This is a genomic window from Streptomyces chrestomyceticus JCM 4735, assembly GCF_003865135.1.
GTDB lineage: Bacteria > Actinomycetota > Actinomycetes > Streptomycetales > Streptomycetaceae > Streptomyces > Streptomyces chrestomyceticus.
In genome coordinates, this window is sequence record NZ_BHZC01000001.1 from 1,119,587 (window position 1) to 1,135,321 (window position 15,735).

Below are 15,735 nucleotides of genomic sequence, written 5' to 3' on the forward strand. Positions count from 1 at the left end.
AGGAACACCCCGCTGTCATCTCCGTAATCAGCGACCGCACGAAGCGCGCACATCTCAATCAGCAGCCGGGGCGCCCCGGAGGACCGGGCGGCCACTCCTCGGAAGCCACTGATGGCAAGAACGCATAAGCCACACCCGGCCCTCCCGGGCCGCCTAACAACTTACGGAGAGCGCATGATCGGCCTGGCGCCACCGGAGCACGACCCGGACGCCCCGCGGACGGCCACGACCCTGCCGGTCGGCTCGCCCGCGACCGTACGCGCCTACGTGGGCGGGCTGATCCGTCGGCACCGGCGCGCCTTCGTCCTGCTGGTGACCGTGAACGCGGTCGCCGTGGTCGCCTCCATGGTCGGCCCGTACCTGCTCGGCGGGCTGGTCGAGGACCTGGGCGCCGGGGCCCGCGACCTCCATCTGCCGGTGGTCGTCGCCCTGTTCGTCCTCGCGCTGGCCGTCCAGACCGTGTTCGTACGCCTGGTACGGCTGCGCGGCGCGATGCTCGGCGAGGAGATGCTGGCCGACCTGCGCGAGGACTTCCTCGTACGGTCCGTGGCCCTGCCGCCGGGCGTGCTGGAACGGGCCGGGACCGGCGACCTGCTGTCCCGCATCACGACGGACATCGACCGGCTGTCCGAGGCGATGCGCGAGGCGGTGCCGCAGCTTTCCATCGGCGTGGTCTGGATCGTGCTGCTGCTCGGCGGCATGACCGTCACCGCGCCCCCGCTGGCGCTGTCCGTCCTGGTCGCCCTGCCGGTCCTGCTCGTCGGCTGCCGCTGGTACTTCAAGCGGGCCCCGCACGCCTACCGCTCCGAGGCGGCCGGGTACGCCGCGGTCTCGGCGGCGCTGACCGAGTCGGTGGACGCGGGCCGCACCATCGAGGCGCACCGGCTCGGCGAACGGCGCGTCAAACTGTCCGAACGCCGGATCCGCGAGTGGACCCAATGGGAGCGCTACACCCTCTACCTCCGCTCGGTGCTCTTCCCGGTCGTCAACGTCACGCACGTACTGATCCTGGCCGCGGTGCTGCTGCTCGGCGGCGTGTTCGTGCTGCGCGGCTGGATCACGCCCGGCCAACTGACGACGGGCGCGCTGCTCGCGCAGATGATGAGCGAGCCCGTGTCGATGATCCTGCGCTGGTACGACGAGCTCCAGATCGCGCAGGTCTCCATCGCGCGGCTGGTGGGCGTACGGGAGATCGAACCGGACGCCGCCGACGAGCGGACGGAACCGTCGGGGCGGGAGGTACGGGCCGAGGACGTGCGGTTCGGCTACCGCACCGGTGTCGACGTCCTGCACGAGGTCTCCCTGCGGGTCCGTCCCGGGACGCGGATGGCACTGGTCGGACCGTCCGGCGCGGGCAAGTCGACCCTCGGGCGGCTGCTCGCCGGGATCTACGCGCCGCGCACCGGCGAGATCACACTCGGCGGCGCGGAGCTGTCCCGGATGCCGGCGGAGCGGGTGCGTGCGCACGTCGCGCTGGTCAACCAGGAGCACCACGTCTTCGTGGGCTCGCTGCGCGACAACCTGCTGCTGGCCCGTACGAACGCCGAGGACACGGAACTGTGGGCCGCGCTCGGCGCGGTCGACGCGGACGACTGGGCGCGGGCCCTGAAGGCGGGCCTGGACACCGAGGTCGGCTCGGGCGGCCACACCCTGACACCGGCCCAGGCCCAGCAGATCGCCCTGGCCCGGCTGGTGCTCGCCGACCCGCACACCCTCGTCCTCGACGAGGCGACCTCACTGCTGGACCCGCGCGCGGCCCGGCACCTGGAGCGCTCGCTGGGCCGGGTCCTGGACGGCCGTACGGTCGTGGCCATCGCGCACCGGCTGCACACCGCGCACGACGCGGACGTGATCGCGGTGGTCGAGGAGGGCCGGATCAGCGAACTCGGCAGCCACGACGACCTGGTCGCGGCGGACGGTGCGTATGCGGCGCTGTGGCGGTCCTGGCACGGGTAGGGGGCTGTGGGGAGAGGGTGAGGCGGAGAGGGGTGAGGCGGAGCGGCTCGGTGCGGGGCGCGAGGCGAGCAGGCCCCGGGGTCCGGTGGCGGCTGTCGGGGCCCGGGGGCCGGCGGCGGCTGTCGGGGCCGAGAGCCGCCGGTGGCGCTGCGGGTCGGGTCGACGGTGGTCACACCGACCCGGAAATGCCGTGGAGGCCGGACAGCGTCGGGCTCCGCCTCCGGCCTTCGAAGATGATCGAGTGGCCCATGGCGGCCCCGCCCGCCGCCGGGCCCGGGGAAACGGCTCCCCGGGTGACGAGCAGGTCCGCGCGGGTACGGTCCCGGCCGGTGAGCGGGGCCGCCCCCGGCCCGCAGAGCGATCCCGGCTTCGGTGAGCCGGTGGGAGGTAAGAGCCGTCAGACACATACGGCTGTCTCCCTTCACCGGTACGGTCAGGCCATCGGTGGGAGCGGGAGGCCGGCGCCTTCACCGGCACGGTCCGGCCCTCGGCGGGAGCGGGAGGCCGGGGGCCGCCACTACCGCGGTGAGCACCGCGGCGGGCAGAGCCATCTCGTTCCTCCCTGTTCCTCGTCATGGCGGTCGTCCGGGACATCGCAGCCCGAGCCGTCGCCGTGCTACCCCGCCCGGGAGCGACAGCGAAGCGGCGCAACGGGCCTGGCCTGGCGGAAGGGCCGACGATCAAGAACCGGACGCGCCACCGGCGGGGCCGTCGGGCCGTCGGGCTTTCCGGCTGCCGACCCGCCGGGCGCCGGGCCGCCAGGCCGCCAGGCCGCCAGGCCGCCAGGCCGCCAGGCCGCCAGGCCGCCAGGAGGATCTGACACCACCTGCCGTGCCGTCCGCCCACCCCGTCCGTCTGTCCTCGACACCGTCCGGTCCGCGCGGCCCCGCCGCCCGTCAGATGTAGCCCAGCGCCCCCAGCGCTCCGATGCCGCCCAGCAGCATGAACGCGGGCATCAGCACCTTCAGCTCCACCCAGCTTCCGGCGCGGAACCGCATGCCCTTCGGCGGGCCGAGCGGGTACCAGCGCTTGCGGCCGATCGGTATGGGCCACAGGATCGGGCAGCCGGAGACGGTCAGCGCGTCGCCGATGTCGTGGACCAGCGCGCCGAGCACGATCGGCAGGCCCAGCCACAGGTACTCCTGGCCGGGCTCGGTGAACAGCCAGCCCGCCCCGTTGCCCGGCTGGTCCAGAACTCCGGCGAGGATCCAGGCCGACGCGGCGCCCAGCAGCCACACCAGGACGTCGCTGGAGACCCGGGCCGCCCGCCACAGCAGCCCTTCGATGGCCAGCACCATGTGGACGAAGAGGATGCCGAGCACCGCCCAGCGGCCGCCCTGGACCGCCAGGAGGGACATCCCGGCGCCGACCAGGACCGCCCACACCCACGTATGGGTGAGGGTGCGGTGGCCGCCGTTGCGGTTCGAGTCGCCGCGCATCTTCGTGGCCTTGTAGACCGCGTGCGAGATGGTGTCGACGACGCCGCACACCGTTCGGGAGAGCGGTCCGAAGGCACGGGATATCGTGGCCGACTTGTGGTCCAGGTCGGGGGCGAGTGCCGCGCCGGCGCTGATCAGTGCGCCGACGACGAGCACCGGCCAGGGCATCGGATATCCTGCGGCCGCCGTCGCCGCACCCACCCCCAGCCAGGCCGCGGCGCCGGACAGCGAGTGCGCCGGTCCCATCATGGTCGTTCCCCATCCCGGATCGATCTGGACGTCTTGCTCGGATCCCGGATCTCTGACGCCGGGTCGGCGACACAGCGTAGCGTCAGATGATCTAGGTCTGACCCGCCGGTTGTCCGATCCGGACCACGGGAAGGCAGTATGGGGGCGTGACCCTCATCGATCATCTCCCGAACGACGCCGACCCCGATGCCCTCTTCGAAGCCTTTTCGAGCTGGGCCGAACAGCAGGGCATCGCGCTCTACCCTGCCCAGGAGGAGGCGCTGATCGAAGTGGTCTCGGGGGCGAACGTCGTGGTGTCCACCCCCACCGGCTCGGGGAAGAGCCTGGTCGCGGCGGGCGCCCACTTCAGCGCGCTGGCCCGGGACGAGGTGACCTTCTACACCGCGCCGATCAAGGCACTGGTGTCGGAGAAGTTCTTCGACCTGTGCAAGCTCTTCGGCACCGAGAACGTCGGGATGCTCACCGGCGACGCCTCCGTCAACGCGGACGCGCCGGTCATCTGCTGCACCGCCGAGGTGCTCGCCTCCATAGCGCTGCGGGACGGCAAGGACGCCGACATCGGCCAGGTCGTCATGGACGAGTTCCACTTCTACGCCGAGCCGGACCGCGGCTGGGCCTGGCAGATCCCGCTGCTGGAACTGCCGCAGGCGCAGTTCGTGCTGATGTCGGCGACGCTCGGTGACATGTCGCGGTTCGAGGAGGACCTGACCCGGCGCACCGGCAGGCCGACGGCGGTCGTGCGCTCCGCGACCCGGCCGGTGCCGCTGTCGTACGAATACCGGACGACCCCGATGACGGAGACCCTGACCGAGCTGCTGGAGACCCGGCAGGCCCCCGTCTACATCGTGCACTTCACGCAGGCGGCGGCCGTGGAGCGGGCGCAGGCGCTGATGAGCATCAACATGTGTACCCGCGCCGAGAAGGACGAGATCGCGGCGCTCATCGGCAACTTCCGCTTCACGACCAAGTTCGGACGCAATCTGTCCCGTTATGTCCGGCATGGTATCGGTGTGCACCATGCCGGCATGCTGCCCAAGTACCGCCGCCTGGTCGAGAAGCTCGCCCAGGCGGGCCTGCTGAAGGTCATCTGCGGTACGGACACCCTCGGCGTCGGCGTCAACGTCCCCATCCGTACCGTGCTGTTCACCGCGCTGACCAAGTACGACGGCACGCGCGTGCGGACCCTGCGGGCCCGGGAGTTCCACCAGATCGCGGGCCGCGCGGGACGGGCCGGTTTCGACACCGCCGGTTTCGTCGTCGCCCAGGCGCCCGAGCACGTCGTGGAGAACGAGAAGGCGCTCGCCAAGGCCGGCGACGACCCCAAGAAGCGCCGCAAGGTCGTCCGCAAGAAGGCGCCGGAGGGCTTCGTCAACTGGGGTCAGAACACCTTCGAGAAGCTGATCGCCTCCGAGCCGGAGCCGCTGACCTCCCGTTTCCGGGTCACCCACGCGATGCTGCTGTCCGTGATCGCACGGCCCGGCAACGCCTTCGAGGCGATGCGCAAGCTGCTGGAGGACAACCACGAGCCGCGCCGCAACCAGCTTCGGCACATCCGCCGTGCCATCGCCATCTACCGCTCGCTGCTGGACGGCGGCATCGTCGAGCGCCTCGCCGAGCCGGACGCGGAGGGGCGGATCGTCCGCCTGACCGTCGACCTCCAGCAGGACTTCGCGCTCAACCAGCCGCTGTCCACCTTCGCGCTGGCGGCGTTCGACCTGCTGGACCCGGAGTCGCCCTCCTACGCGCTGGACATGGTCTCGGTCGTGGAGTCCACCCTGGACGATCCTCGGCAGATCCTCGCGGCCCAGCAGAACAAGGCCAAGGGCGAGGCGGTGGCCCAGATGAAGGCCGACGGCGTCGAGTACGAGGACCGCATGGAGCGCCTCATGGACGTCGAGTACCCCAAGCCGCTGGAGGAGCTGCTCTCGCACGCGTACAACCTCTACCGCAAGAGCCACCCGTGGGTCGGCGACCACCCGCTGTCGCCGAAGTCGGTCATCCGCGACATGTACGAGCGGGCGATGACCTTCACCGAGTTCACCTCGTTCTACGAGCTCGCCCGCACCGAGGGCATCGTGCTGCGTTACCTGGCGAGCGCGTACAAGGCGCTCGACCACACCGTGCCGGACGACCTGAAGTCCGAGGACTTCGAGGACATCATCGCCTGGCTGGGCGAGATGGTCCGCCAGGTGGACTCCAGCCTGCTGGACGAGTGGGAGCAGTTGGCCAACCCGGAGGAGGAGACGGCCGAGGAGGCCGCCGAGCGGGCGGACCAGGTCAAGCCGGTCACCGCGAACGCGCGGGCGTTCCGGGTGCTGGTGCGCAACGCCCTCTTCCGGCGGGTCGAGCTGGCGGCGCTGGACAAGGTCGAGGAGCTCGGCGAGATGGACGCGGAGTCCGGCTGGGACGCGGACGCCTGGGGCGAGGCGATGGACGCGTACTGGGACGAGTACTACGAGCTGGGCACCGGTCCGGATGCGCGCGGGCCCAAGCTGTTGCAGATTCAGGAGGAACCCGAGCACGGGCTGTGGAAGGTGCGGCAGACTTTCGCCGACCCCAACGGCGATCACGACTGGGGCATCTCCGCCGAGGTGGACCTGACGGCCTCCGACGAGGAGGGGCGCGCGGTCGTGCGCGTCACCGCCGTGGGCCAGTTGTGACCGGTCGGTGCGCCCCGCACGGGGCGCACCGCTCAGCAAGGGCGTCGAGACACCCGACGGAGGACGTACGGCCATGACCAATCCCGCCGAGCGCCTGGTGGATCTGCTGGATCTGGAGCAGATCGAGGTGAACATCTTCCGCGGCCGCAGCCCGCAGGAAAGCCTCCAGCGCGTCTTCGGCGGGCAGGTGGCCGGACAGGCGCTGGTCGCGGCCGGGCGGACCACCGAGGGCGACCGGCCCGTGCACTCGCTGCACGCGTACTTCCTGCGCCCGGGGCGTCCGGGCGTGCCGATCGTGTACCAGGTGGAGCGGGTACGGGACGGCCGCTCCTTCACCACGCGCCGGGTGGTCGCCGTCCAGCAGGGACGTACGATCTTCAACCTGACCGCCTCCTTCCATCAGCCCGAACCGGGCTTCGAACATCAACTGCCGATGCGCCGTGTGGTGCCCGCCCCCGAGGAGCTGCCGACCGTCGCGGACGAGGTGCGCGAGCACCTGGGCGGGCTGCCCGAGGCGCTGGAGCGGATGGCCCGGCGGCAGCCCTTCGACATCCGCTACGTCGACCGGCTCCGCTGGAAGCCGGAGGAGATCGAGGGCGCGGAGCCGCGCAGCGCGGTCTGGATGCGCGCGGTCGGACCGCTGGGCGAGGACCCGCTGATCCACACCTGCGCGCTGACCTACGCCAGTGACATGACCCTGCTGGACGCCGTCCGTATCCCGATCGAACCGCTCTGGGGCCCGCGCGGTTTCGACATGGCCTCCCTCGACCACGCGATGTGGTTCCACCGCCCCTTCCGCGCGGACGAGTGGTTCCTCTACGACCAGGAGTCCCCCATCGCCACCGGCGGCCGCGGCCTGGCCCGCGGCCGCATCTACGACCGCGCGGGCAACCTCCTCGTCTCCGTCGTCCAAGAAGGTCTCCTGCGCCCCCACAGCAAGGACCGCAGCCTGGAGCAGCCGTACGCGGAGGGGACGGGAGCGTAGACGGTTCCGGTCGTCTTTCGCGGGTCGTCCCGGCTCCCGCAGGTCAGGAATCGCGAGGGGTCGGCCTCGGGGTGTACGCCAGGACGGGTGGGCGGGGCGGTGGCAGCGCGGGGGCGGGAACGGTGGCAGTAACGGAGGCCGAGACGGTCGCAGGGGCCGCAGAACCCGTGGGGCTTGTGGGAGCTGTGGGGCTTGCAGGGATACGGAAGGGGGCGTCTCCCGGTCCGGCCGGTGAGGTGTCGCCCGGTCGGGTGGGGTGGCGCAGGCGGTCGGCCGCCGGCTGCTGGTGACGGGCACGGTCGAGGGAGCGGGAGAGGTTGACGCGGTACCAGAGCACCTCGTCGAACTCTTCCGCCGTCGTCGCCCGCTCGACCGCCTCCCTGGCCGCCGGACTCGCCCCCGGCAGGGCCAAGGTCGGGCGCAGGCGCCGTAGCACGGAACGTTCCAGTGGATCCTCGACGACCGAGGCCAGTTCCTCCGGTGGCAGGACCGCCGCGATCACCGCCGCCGACTCCCAGCCGTCCGCCGCCTCGCCCATCAGCCGGGCGACCCGGCGGCTGCGCCACTTCCGGCCGCGCCAGTCCTGTCCGCCGTCGAGCATGACCCGGAGCACCGCGGGGAGGTCGCCCCGCAGCAGCTCCGGCTCGCGGTCGGCGCATTCCGTCAGCTCCGTCGCGAGGTAGAGCCAGACCACGGCGCCGTAGCGGTTCACGTAGAAGCGGACCGGGGCGAAACAGCCCGCGCGGGCCAGCCGGAGGAAGCGGCCCGCGCCGATGCCCAGGAGCTCGGCGGCCTCGGCCGCGCCGACCGTCCGAAGGCGCTCACGCAGCGTGTCGGGGAAGCCCTCTTGGGCGCGCAGCCGCCGCACCTCTTCCACCGGCACCCGGCGCCGCCTCCACGGACCGCCCGGGCCCGGCCGCGCCTCGGGATCCGGTGGCAGGGTCAGGATCTCTCCGAGCTGGGCCGCCAAATCGAACTCGCCACCCCGCAAACCCAGTTCGCGGGCCGCCCGCCCCGGCGTGAGCAGCTCGCCCGCGATGGGCGGCTCCTCCGCCGTGAGCGTCGCCGACGCTTGCCGTCCGTCGCACATCACCGTCATGTCGCACTCCCCCGTCATCGTCCACGTCGCGGGATCCACTGCGGATCCCCGCCGGTTCGTTACCGACAGTGACGACGATAGCGGCGGGGTACGACAGCCGGTCAACCCCCGGCTTCAGCGCTGTGGAAAACTTTCCGGCTGCCGGGCCGCAACCCCCAGGTGTTCCCCCACACGGTTGACCAACAGCGCCATTTCGTAGGCGATTTGCCCCATGTCGGCCTCGGACCCCGCCAGCACGCACAGACAGCTACCGTCCCCCGCCGCCGTCACGAACAGCACGCCGTCGTCGAACTCGACCATCGTCTGCCGCACCCGCCCGGCCTCGAAGTGCCGCCCGGAGCCCTTGGCGAGGCTGTGCAGCCCCGACGCGACCGCCGCCAGATGCTCGGCGTCCTCCCGCGCCAGCCGCTCGCTCGCGCTCGTGACGAGTCCGTCGTTGGACAGGACCAGGGCGTGCCGCACCTGGTCGATCCGTTCGGTCAGGTCGTCCAGCAGCCAGTCGAGTCCGCTGCTCAGTGCCATACCGCTTCCTCCCCGTGTCCCCGTGGGCAACTGCCGTGCAAGCCTGGACCACCCGTGCCGTCCGGGCAAGCGACCGGGCCGGGCCGGCGCGCTCGGTGCGGCCGTGCGGCCCGTTCGCGCCGTATGGCGCAGGATGGCGGTATGGCACGCAAAATGAGCAAGGACGAGTGGCAGAGCTTCCTGTCCGAGGGCACCCGCACCGGCAAGCTGTCGACCGTACGGGCCGACGGCAGCCCGCACATCGCGCCCGTATGGTTCCTGCTGGACGGCGACGACCTCGTCTTCAACACCGGCGCCGACACGGTCAAGGGGCGCAACCTCGCCCGGGACGGCCGGATCGCGCTCTGTGTGGACGACGACCGCCCGCCGTTCAGCTTCGCGATCGTGGAGGGAGTGGCCGAGACCAGCGACGAACTCCCCGAAGTACGCGCCTGGGCCACCCGTATCGCGGCCCGCTACATGGGCGAGGACCGGGCCGAGGAGTACGGGGCACGCAACGGCGTGCCCGGGGAACTGCTCGTACGGGTCCGGATCAGCAAGGTCGTCGCGGTCGCCGACCTCGCCGACTGATGACACCGGGCCGCGCTCCGCCAGGGCATCCCCTCCGTGGGCGCGCGCTCATCCCACCGAGTCGAGCAGCCGGGCGGTGTACACCCGCCCGGCGTGCTCGACCAGCCGTATCAGCACTTCCTTTCCCGAGTCGCGATCCCGCGCGTCGCACAGCACCACCGGGGTGCCCCGGTCCAGGTCGAGTGCCCGCGCCACTTCGCCTGCCCCGTAAGCGCGCGCTTCGGCGAAGCAGTTGACGGCCACCAGGAAGGGAATCCCGCGATTCTCGAAGTAGTCCACGGCGGGGAAGCAGTCCTCCAGTCTGCGGGTGTCGGCCAGCACGACAGCGCCCAGCGCGCCCCGCGCCAGGTCGTCCCACAGGAACCAGAACCGGTCCTGCCCCGGCGTACCGAAGAGGTACAGCGACAGTCCGGCCCGGATGGTGATGCGGCCGAAGTCCATCGCCACGGTGGTCGTGGTCTTGCGCACCACGTCCCGGGCGTCGTCCAGCGCCGCGCCCGCCTCGCTGAGCTGTTCCTCCGTACGCAGCGGCCGGATCTCGCTCACGGCGCCGACCAGTGTCGTCTTGCCGACCCCGAACCCGCCCGCCACCAGGATCTTCAGAGCCATCGGACTGTCGTCCGCAGTGTCGTCCGGGATGTCGTCCACGCTGTCGTCCGGGGTGTCCGCGGCCCCGGCGGCAGGCGCTACGGGTGCGTCCTGGGGTTCGTCGTGCGCCTCGAAAACCATGGCGAGGACCGTACTCCTTTCGCTACACAGCGTGGCACGGAGTTGACAAGTTCGTACGCTTCGGAAGAAAGCCCCGGCCGCGGTCCGGCCGGGTGCCACCAGCGGGGAGCCCGCGCCGCAGACCGGCCGACGCGCCGGCGGGACGCGAGAAAGAAGGCTGATGATGTCCACCCATGAGGCCACCGGTACCGGCACGGACATCGCGGCCGTTCCCGCCGCGGGCGACAACGAGGCCGGTCCCTGGCACAACGTCTGCCGCATCTGCCATCCGCGGGAGTCGCCCGTACGGCCGCTGGTCGCCATCTGCGGTGAGCCGCTGCTCGGCATCCGGGCCGCCCGCGACGCGCCGCGGTGCGAACTGTGCGACTACCTCACGCCGCTGCACGAGCGGGGCCACCGGACCTGAGGGGCAGGGGGCTGGAGCCGCACGGCCGGAGCAGCAGCGGTTCCGGTCCGCCGATCACGCGAACAGGCGCACCGGCGCCTGCTAGTTTGGTTAGCAAACCTAACTAGGTAGGCGAAGGGACCACATGTCTCAGCAGCAGTGGAACACGGTCGACGACTACTTCGACTCCTTGCTCGCCCCGGACGACGAAGCGCTGCACGCCGCGTTGCGCGACAGCGAAGCCGCCGGCCTCCCCCACATCAGCGTCACCGCCACCCAGGGCAAACTGCTCCACCTCCTGGCCCGGACGCAAGGCGCCCGGCGCATCCTGGAGATCGGGACGCTCGGCGGCTACAGCACCATCTGGCTCGGCCGCGCGCTGCCCGCCGACGGCCGTCTGATATCCCTGGAGGCGAATCCCACGCACGCCGCGGTCGCCCGCGCGAACCTCGCGCGCGCCGGGCTCGCGGAGCGCACCGAAATCCGTGTCGCCCCGGCGCTCGACAGCCTCGCGCAGCTCGTCGCCGAGCGTGCCGAACCGTTCGACCTGGTCTTCATCGACGCGGACAAGCCGAACAACCCGCACTACCTGGAGCGGGCCCTCGAACTCACCCGCCCCGGCAGCCTGATCATCGGTGACAATGTCGTACGGGGCGGAGAGGTCGCCGATGCCGACAGTACGGACCCCTCGATCCGCGGCATCCGCCGGTTCCTGGAACTGATCGCGGAGAACCCGAGGCTGACCGCCACCGCGGTACAGACCGTGGGCAGCAAGGGGTACGACGGGTTCTCCCTGGCCCGGGTGAACGGCTGATTAACTCCGCTGCGACCACCTGACGATGCCCACCGTACGTACCGCGCGCCATGACGCGCCCGGCACACCGCGGCACACCGCGCTCACCGAAGGCTGATCCTGTTCCCGGCGGAGACTTCGGCGCCGACCACGCCCGAACCGGCGTAGCGGACATTGTTCCCCGTGGCCGTTCCGCCGGAACAGGAGGTGAACAGTATCGCGGTGCCGTCGCCGCCCTGGCTGTATTTCACGACGTTTCCGGTGACCACACCTTCGTGGACGTACTGCAGCGCTATACCGTTCGCACTCGCCCAGTCACGGATGATGTTCCCCGTGACGACGACGTTCTCCATCGGCGTGTCCGCCATTCCGTACACGCCGATGGTGGCGTAACGCGGCCCCTGGCCCGGCTGTTGCTCCAGCCCTGTGTGCGTCAGGACATTGTGCGCGATGATGATGTCCTCGGTCTGCGACCAGTACCACGACCGGTACTGCGCGGAGGGGTCCACCTGCACTTGAATTCCGCTGTTGCAGTCCTCGATGATGTTGTTCGCGATGACCGCATGGCGCCAGTTGTGCGCGCGTACGGCATAGTTCTTGGCGTTGACGATCCTGTTGTTCACCACCCGCAGACCGTCGTGGAACCGGCCGGGGAAGGTGGCCGTGTGCGTGCCCACCAAGGCTCCGTACCCGTCGGCCGTGCAGCCGTCCACGACGATGCCGCTGCTGTGCGTACCGTCCGGCGCCTCCTGGACCTCGATCGCCTCGGAGAAGAACCGGGTCGGTGTGGTGGCCTTGAAGCGCCGGAAGACGCAGTTGCGCGCCGTACCGTTGCGGATGCCGTGGAACTCGATCGCGTGCCAGTCCGGAATGTTCTCGACCACCAGATCCGCGTACAGGATGTTTTCCGCGGAGCAGAAGGCGAACATGTCCAGCGGCCGCGGATTGCCCGCGCCGCCGTCCCACAGACCGCCGTGGATACTGATGTTGGACGCGCCGTTGTAACCGTCGTGGGAGAAACCACCGCCCCAGAGCGTGTCGATGGTGGAGGTGTCGCTGCGGAAAATGTGGGCACCGTGGGCGATCACGGTCAGGTTTCCCGAATCCGGCACCACCGTTCCCGTGCTGTGCATCCGGTAACGCCCGGGGGGAATCACCAGCGTTCCGCCGCCGGCGTCACAGATGGTGGTCACCGCGTGCTGCAGGAGAGCCGCCGCGTCGATGAGGCCGTGCGGATCGGCGCCGAAATGGTCGACGAAATTCCACTTCCCCGTGTCCGTCATGCCTGCATGATTACGCCGGGCGGCCGGGAACGTAAGACATCGAAGGGCAACAGTTGCGGCACCGGCCACCGCGGCCACCGGGCGATCAGTGGCACCTAGAGTTGCCGTATGGACGACGACGCCACCAAGGCTCCCGAGGACACCGTTCAGGCGCACGACGTACGGGAGTTCTTCGGTTCCCGGGCGCACGACTGGGACGCGCGGTTCCCCGACGACGGTCCCGCCTACCAGGCCGGTGTCGCGGCGCTGGAGCTGCGCACGGGAGACCGCGTGCTGGACGCGGGCTGCGGTACGGGGCGGGCGCTGCCTGCCCTGCGGGCCGCCGTGGGGGCGGACGGTACGGTGCTGGGCGCCGACCTGACTCCCGAGATGCTCGCGGCGGCCGTACGGGCCGGACGCGCGCGCCTGGCGCCCCTGCTGCCCGCCGACGTGCAGCGGCTCCCGCTGCCGGATGCCGCGCTCGACGCGGTCTTCGCCGCCGGACTGCTGTCCCATCTGGCCGACCCCGGGACGGGGCTCGCGGAACTCGCCAGGGTCGTACGGCCCGGAGGCCGGCTCGCCCTGTTCCACCCGGTCGGGCGGGCCGCGCTGGCCGCGCGGAAGGGCCGTCCGCTCACGCCCGGCGACGTACGGGCCGAGCCCAACCTGCGGCCGCTGCTGACGCGTGCCGGCTGGGACCTGGTGCGGTACGTGGACGAGGACGCCCGCTACCTGGCGCTGGCGGTGCGTCAGGGAGCCTGAGACGCAGCCAGGGCCCTGGGCCAGGCGTCCGGGGCGCGGTAGTGGTTCTGGTGGCCGGCCGTGAGGACGGCGCGCAGCGGGGCCAGGTGCTCGGTGGCGGCCGGCAGGTCCAACTGGTCCAGGAGGGCGAGGGCGGCACCGGGTTCGAGATCACCGTACAGGTCGTGGTAGCTGCCGAGGAGGCCGCGGAACAGCGCGGGGTGGAGCTGCGGGACCGTCGCGGCGGCCCGGTACGCGGTGTGCTTCACCGGCCAGGGCACGGGGCCCGAGACGCCGAGGACCCGGGTGGCGCGACGGAGCAGGGCGTCCCGTGCCGTACGGTCCGGCGCGCCCTCCACGGCGTCGCCCAGCACCTCGGCGAACGCCTCCTCCGCGGTGGCCCGGTCCTCGAACCAGTCCACCCAGAGGGAATAGACGAGGGCTTCGGGCTCTTCCGGCGCTTCCAGCCACCGGCGGCAGGCGTCCCAGAACAGGTCCGCCCGCAACGGGTGCCGCTCGTCGCGTACGGCGAAGCGGAGTTCGCAGGTGACCCAGTAATCGTCCAGCAGGTCCAGGAGGCCGAACCCGAGCCGCAGGCGGGCGGGCGCGTCCAGGCGGCTGTCGGACAGCGCCTCGTCCGCCCACGCGTGCGCCACCTGTTTCGGTGTCAGCACCTCGCCCGGCGACCGCCGGTCGCGCCACGCGTCCGCCGTCCGGGTGACACCGTGCTCGGCCAGCCACTGTCGGGCGTACTCGCGGTCTTTCTCGGTCACCGCTCAAGTATGACGCCGGAACGAACAGAGACGATCACGGTGAAGACCTTTCCGGCCGTCGGGCGTCTCAGTGCGGTACGGGGCAGCCTCCCGAGGGCCGGCCCTGGGGGAAGGTGCCGAGGTCGGCGATGGTGAAGCCGTTCGGATACCCCTTGATCTCCGGGTTCTGGCGGGCGTAGTGCGGGCGCCGGCGCGGCGGCAGCAGCCGTACGGACTTGGCGCGCAGCCGCAGCGCGCCGCGCACCGCGGCGCGGACGGCCGGCCTGGGACGCTCGTAGCGGAAGGCGTTCAGCAGGGCGTCGTCCAGCAGCGCCATGCTCGCGCCGCGCACCACCGGGGCCAGCGGGCCGTACCAGCCCGCCATCAGGCCGAGCGTGGCGTCCGAGACCCGGCGCCCGCCTTCGTCCCAGCCGAAATGCGCGTGCTCGTAATCGTCCAGGCAGCGTTCGAACTCCTGGAAGTCCCGCGGGATGCCGTTGATGCCCATATGGCGCCCGAGGGTGCGGTAGTAGACGGCCGAGGCGTGCTTTTCGTGCTCGCTCATCCGCCGCCAGCCGAACTGGTCGAGCCAGCGCTTGGGAACCACCACGAAGGTGCACAGCACGTACCGCATGTCGTCGTTGCTGATGTCGTAACCGCGGTGCATCTGGTTGATGCGGCGGATCGCGGTCCGGCCGTCCTCGCTGTCGAAGCCGTGCTCCATCACCGCGTCCAGGAGGAGCGCGGTGTCGTCGTAGCGCTTCTGCGTACGGTCCGTCAGCTCGGCGGTTTCGGCCAGCAGCCGGCCGATGCTGGGAACGGCGTAGGTGCGGTAGAGCGCAAGCTCCAGGGCGCGCGCGACGTCCCACGGGAATTCGTACGTCGTGGTGATGCGGTGGATACGCAGAAAGTCCCGTTCCGGGTCCAGCCGCTGAATCTCCTTGAGCCAGTCGTACCGCCGCACCGAGTACCCGCCCTTTCGTCGTCGGAGTTCCCATCGTAAGCATGACGGGCACACTGGAACGACCGGAACGGGAACCGGGAATGGGGGACACGATGACCGGATTCTTGCGTGAAATCTCCGAATTGTTCCGCGACCTACGGGACTTCTTCACCCGTCTCCGCACTGCGCCGCACCGGCGGGGCAGCGAGGAGCCCCGGGCCCCCGGGACGAAGCGACGGCACAACATCTTCGAGGCCGCGGCGGCCCATGTGGCGGCGTGCGCCGAGGACGACGACGAGCGCAGCGCCGAGACGGCGGAATGGGTCTCCCCCGAGGCGCTCGCCTTCGGCATCAACGAGCTGGCCTGCCGGGCGGTGATCGCGCTCGCCCGGGAGCGCAGGGAGTCACCGCAGACGGTGGCCCGTGATCTGCTCAATCTGCCGGTGGCTTGAGGGGCCGGGGCCGAGCTGCGGAGGGCCGCTCTGCGGGCGCCGGTGGCGTGGACCGGAACACCCGGGGCCCGGAACACGGGCCGGAAACGTCCGGGGCGGTGGTGTACGACTGGTGACAATCCGCTGCCCGGCCAACTAGGGTGCGCCGACGACTGATCGGAACGATCGGGCCGGTTCCGGTCCGGCGCGGGCGGGCCC

Annotated in this window: 15 protein-coding genes; 8 read left to right on the forward strand and 7 right to left on the reverse strand. The window is 71.2% G+C overall.

The window, feature by feature from the left end; genetic code table 11:
- The first annotated feature begins 174 nt into the window (after positions 1 to 174).
- The gene (locus EJG53_RS04535) at positions 175 to 1,956 is read left to right on the forward strand and encodes an ABC transporter ATP-binding protein (RefSeq protein ID WP_125043706.1); all 1,782 of its coding nucleotides are present in this window, start codon (positions 175 to 177) and stop codon (positions 1,954 to 1,956) included.
- Between the two features lie 896 nt (positions 1,957 to 2,852).
- Here EJG53_RS04535 and EJG53_RS04545 read toward each other — a convergent pair.
- The gene (locus EJG53_RS04545) at positions 2,853 to 3,644 is read right to left on the reverse strand and encodes a metal-dependent hydrolase (RefSeq protein ID WP_125043708.1); all 792 of its coding nucleotides are present in this window, start codon (positions 3,642 to 3,644) and stop codon (positions 2,853 to 2,855) included.
- Positions 3,645 to 3,790: 146 nt separating this feature from the next.
- On the opposite strand from EJG53_RS04545, the gene EJG53_RS04550 reads away from it, so the two are divergent.
- A complete protein-coding gene (locus EJG53_RS04550) occupies positions 3,791 to 6,304 on the forward strand; it encodes a DEAD/DEAH box helicase (protein WP_125043709.1) in 2,514 nt (837 codons plus the stop codon).
- A gap of 73 nt (positions 6,305 to 6,377) precedes the next feature.
- On the forward strand, positions 6,378 to 7,289 hold the full coding sequence (locus EJG53_RS04555; RefSeq protein ID WP_125043710.1) for an acyl-CoA thioesterase: 912 nt from the start codon (positions 6,378 to 6,380) through the stop codon (positions 7,287 to 7,289).
- A gap of 43 nt (positions 7,290 to 7,332) precedes the next feature.
- Here the strand turns inward: EJG53_RS04555 and EJG53_RS04560 are convergent, their stop codons facing one another.
- Positions 7,333 to 8,427 carry a DUF6397 family protein gene (locus EJG53_RS04560; RefSeq protein ID WP_174856363.1) on the reverse strand — a complete coding sequence of 365 codons (1,095 nt, stop codon included), beginning with the start codon at positions 8,425 to 8,427 and terminating at the stop codon, positions 7,333 to 7,335.
- A gap of 75 nt (positions 8,428 to 8,502) precedes the next feature.
- Positions 8,503 to 8,910 carry a roadblock/LC7 domain-containing protein gene (locus EJG53_RS04565; protein ID WP_030998687.1) on the reverse strand — a complete coding sequence of 136 codons (408 nt, stop codon included), beginning with the start codon at positions 8,908 to 8,910 and terminating at the stop codon, positions 8,503 to 8,505.
- Positions 8,911 to 9,051: 141 nt separating this feature from the next.
- Between EJG53_RS04565 and EJG53_RS04570 the strand changes: the two genes are divergently transcribed.
- On the forward strand, positions 9,052 to 9,480 hold the full coding sequence (locus tag EJG53_RS04570; RefSeq protein ID WP_125043711.1) for a PPOX class F420-dependent oxidoreductase: 429 nt from the start codon (positions 9,052 to 9,054) through the stop codon (positions 9,478 to 9,480).
- Between the two features lie 48 nt (positions 9,481 to 9,528).
- On the opposite strand, the gene EJG53_RS04575 is transcribed toward EJG53_RS04570, so the two are convergent.
- Positions 9,529 to 10,089 carry a GTP-binding protein gene (locus EJG53_RS04575; protein WP_125049153.1) on the reverse strand — a complete coding sequence of 187 codons (561 nt, stop codon included), beginning with the start codon at positions 10,087 to 10,089 and terminating at the stop codon, positions 9,529 to 9,531.
- Positions 10,090 to 10,369: 280 nt separating this feature from the next.
- On the opposite strand from EJG53_RS04575, the gene EJG53_RS04580 reads away from it, so the two are divergent.
- Positions 10,370 to 10,615, forward strand: a complete 246-nt coding sequence (locus EJG53_RS04580) for a hypothetical protein (RefSeq protein WP_125051909.1) — start codon at positions 10,370 to 10,372, stop codon at positions 10,613 to 10,615.
- 124 nt (positions 10,616 to 10,739) lie between these two features.
- Positions 10,740 to 11,408, forward strand: coding sequence for an O-methyltransferase (locus EJG53_RS04585; RefSeq protein ID WP_125043713.1), 669 nt, complete (start codon positions 10,740 to 10,742; stop codon positions 11,406 to 11,408).
- A gap of 83 nt (positions 11,409 to 11,491) precedes the next feature.
- On the opposite strand, the gene EJG53_RS04590 is transcribed toward EJG53_RS04585, so the two are convergent.
- Positions 11,492 to 12,670 carry a NosD domain-containing protein gene (locus tag EJG53_RS04590; protein WP_125043714.1) on the reverse strand — a complete coding sequence of 393 codons (1,179 nt, stop codon included), beginning with the start codon at positions 12,668 to 12,670 and terminating at the stop codon, positions 11,492 to 11,494.
- Positions 12,671 to 12,778: 108 nt separating this feature from the next.
- Between EJG53_RS04590 and EJG53_RS04595 the strand changes: the two genes are divergently transcribed.
- A complete protein-coding gene (locus tag EJG53_RS04595; protein WP_125043715.1) occupies positions 12,779 to 13,411 on the forward strand; it encodes a class I SAM-dependent methyltransferase in 633 nt (210 codons plus the stop codon).
- On the opposite strand, the gene EJG53_RS04600 is transcribed toward EJG53_RS04595, so the two are convergent.
- Both EJG53_RS04600 and EJG53_RS04605 read right to left on the reverse strand, forming a co-directional pair.
- Entirely contained in the window at positions 13,399 to 14,163 is a 765-nt protein-coding gene (locus EJG53_RS04600; protein WP_125043716.1) for a hypothetical protein, read from the reverse strand. The genes EJG53_RS04595 and EJG53_RS04600 overlap by 13 nt on opposite strands.
- Before the next feature lie 67 nt (positions 14,164 to 14,230).
- Complete coding sequence (locus EJG53_RS04605; RefSeq protein ID WP_125043717.1) at positions 14,231 to 15,106, reverse strand: oxygenase MpaB family protein; 876 nt, start codon at positions 15,104 to 15,106, stop codon at positions 14,231 to 14,233.
- A gap of 92 nt (positions 15,107 to 15,198) precedes the next feature.
- On the opposite strand from EJG53_RS04605, the gene EJG53_RS04610 reads away from it, so the two are divergent.
- Positions 15,199 to 15,537, forward strand: a complete 339-nt coding sequence (locus EJG53_RS04610) for a hypothetical protein (RefSeq protein ID WP_125049154.1) — start codon at positions 15,199 to 15,201, stop codon at positions 15,535 to 15,537.
- Positions 15,538 to 15,735 lie beyond the last annotated feature (198 nt).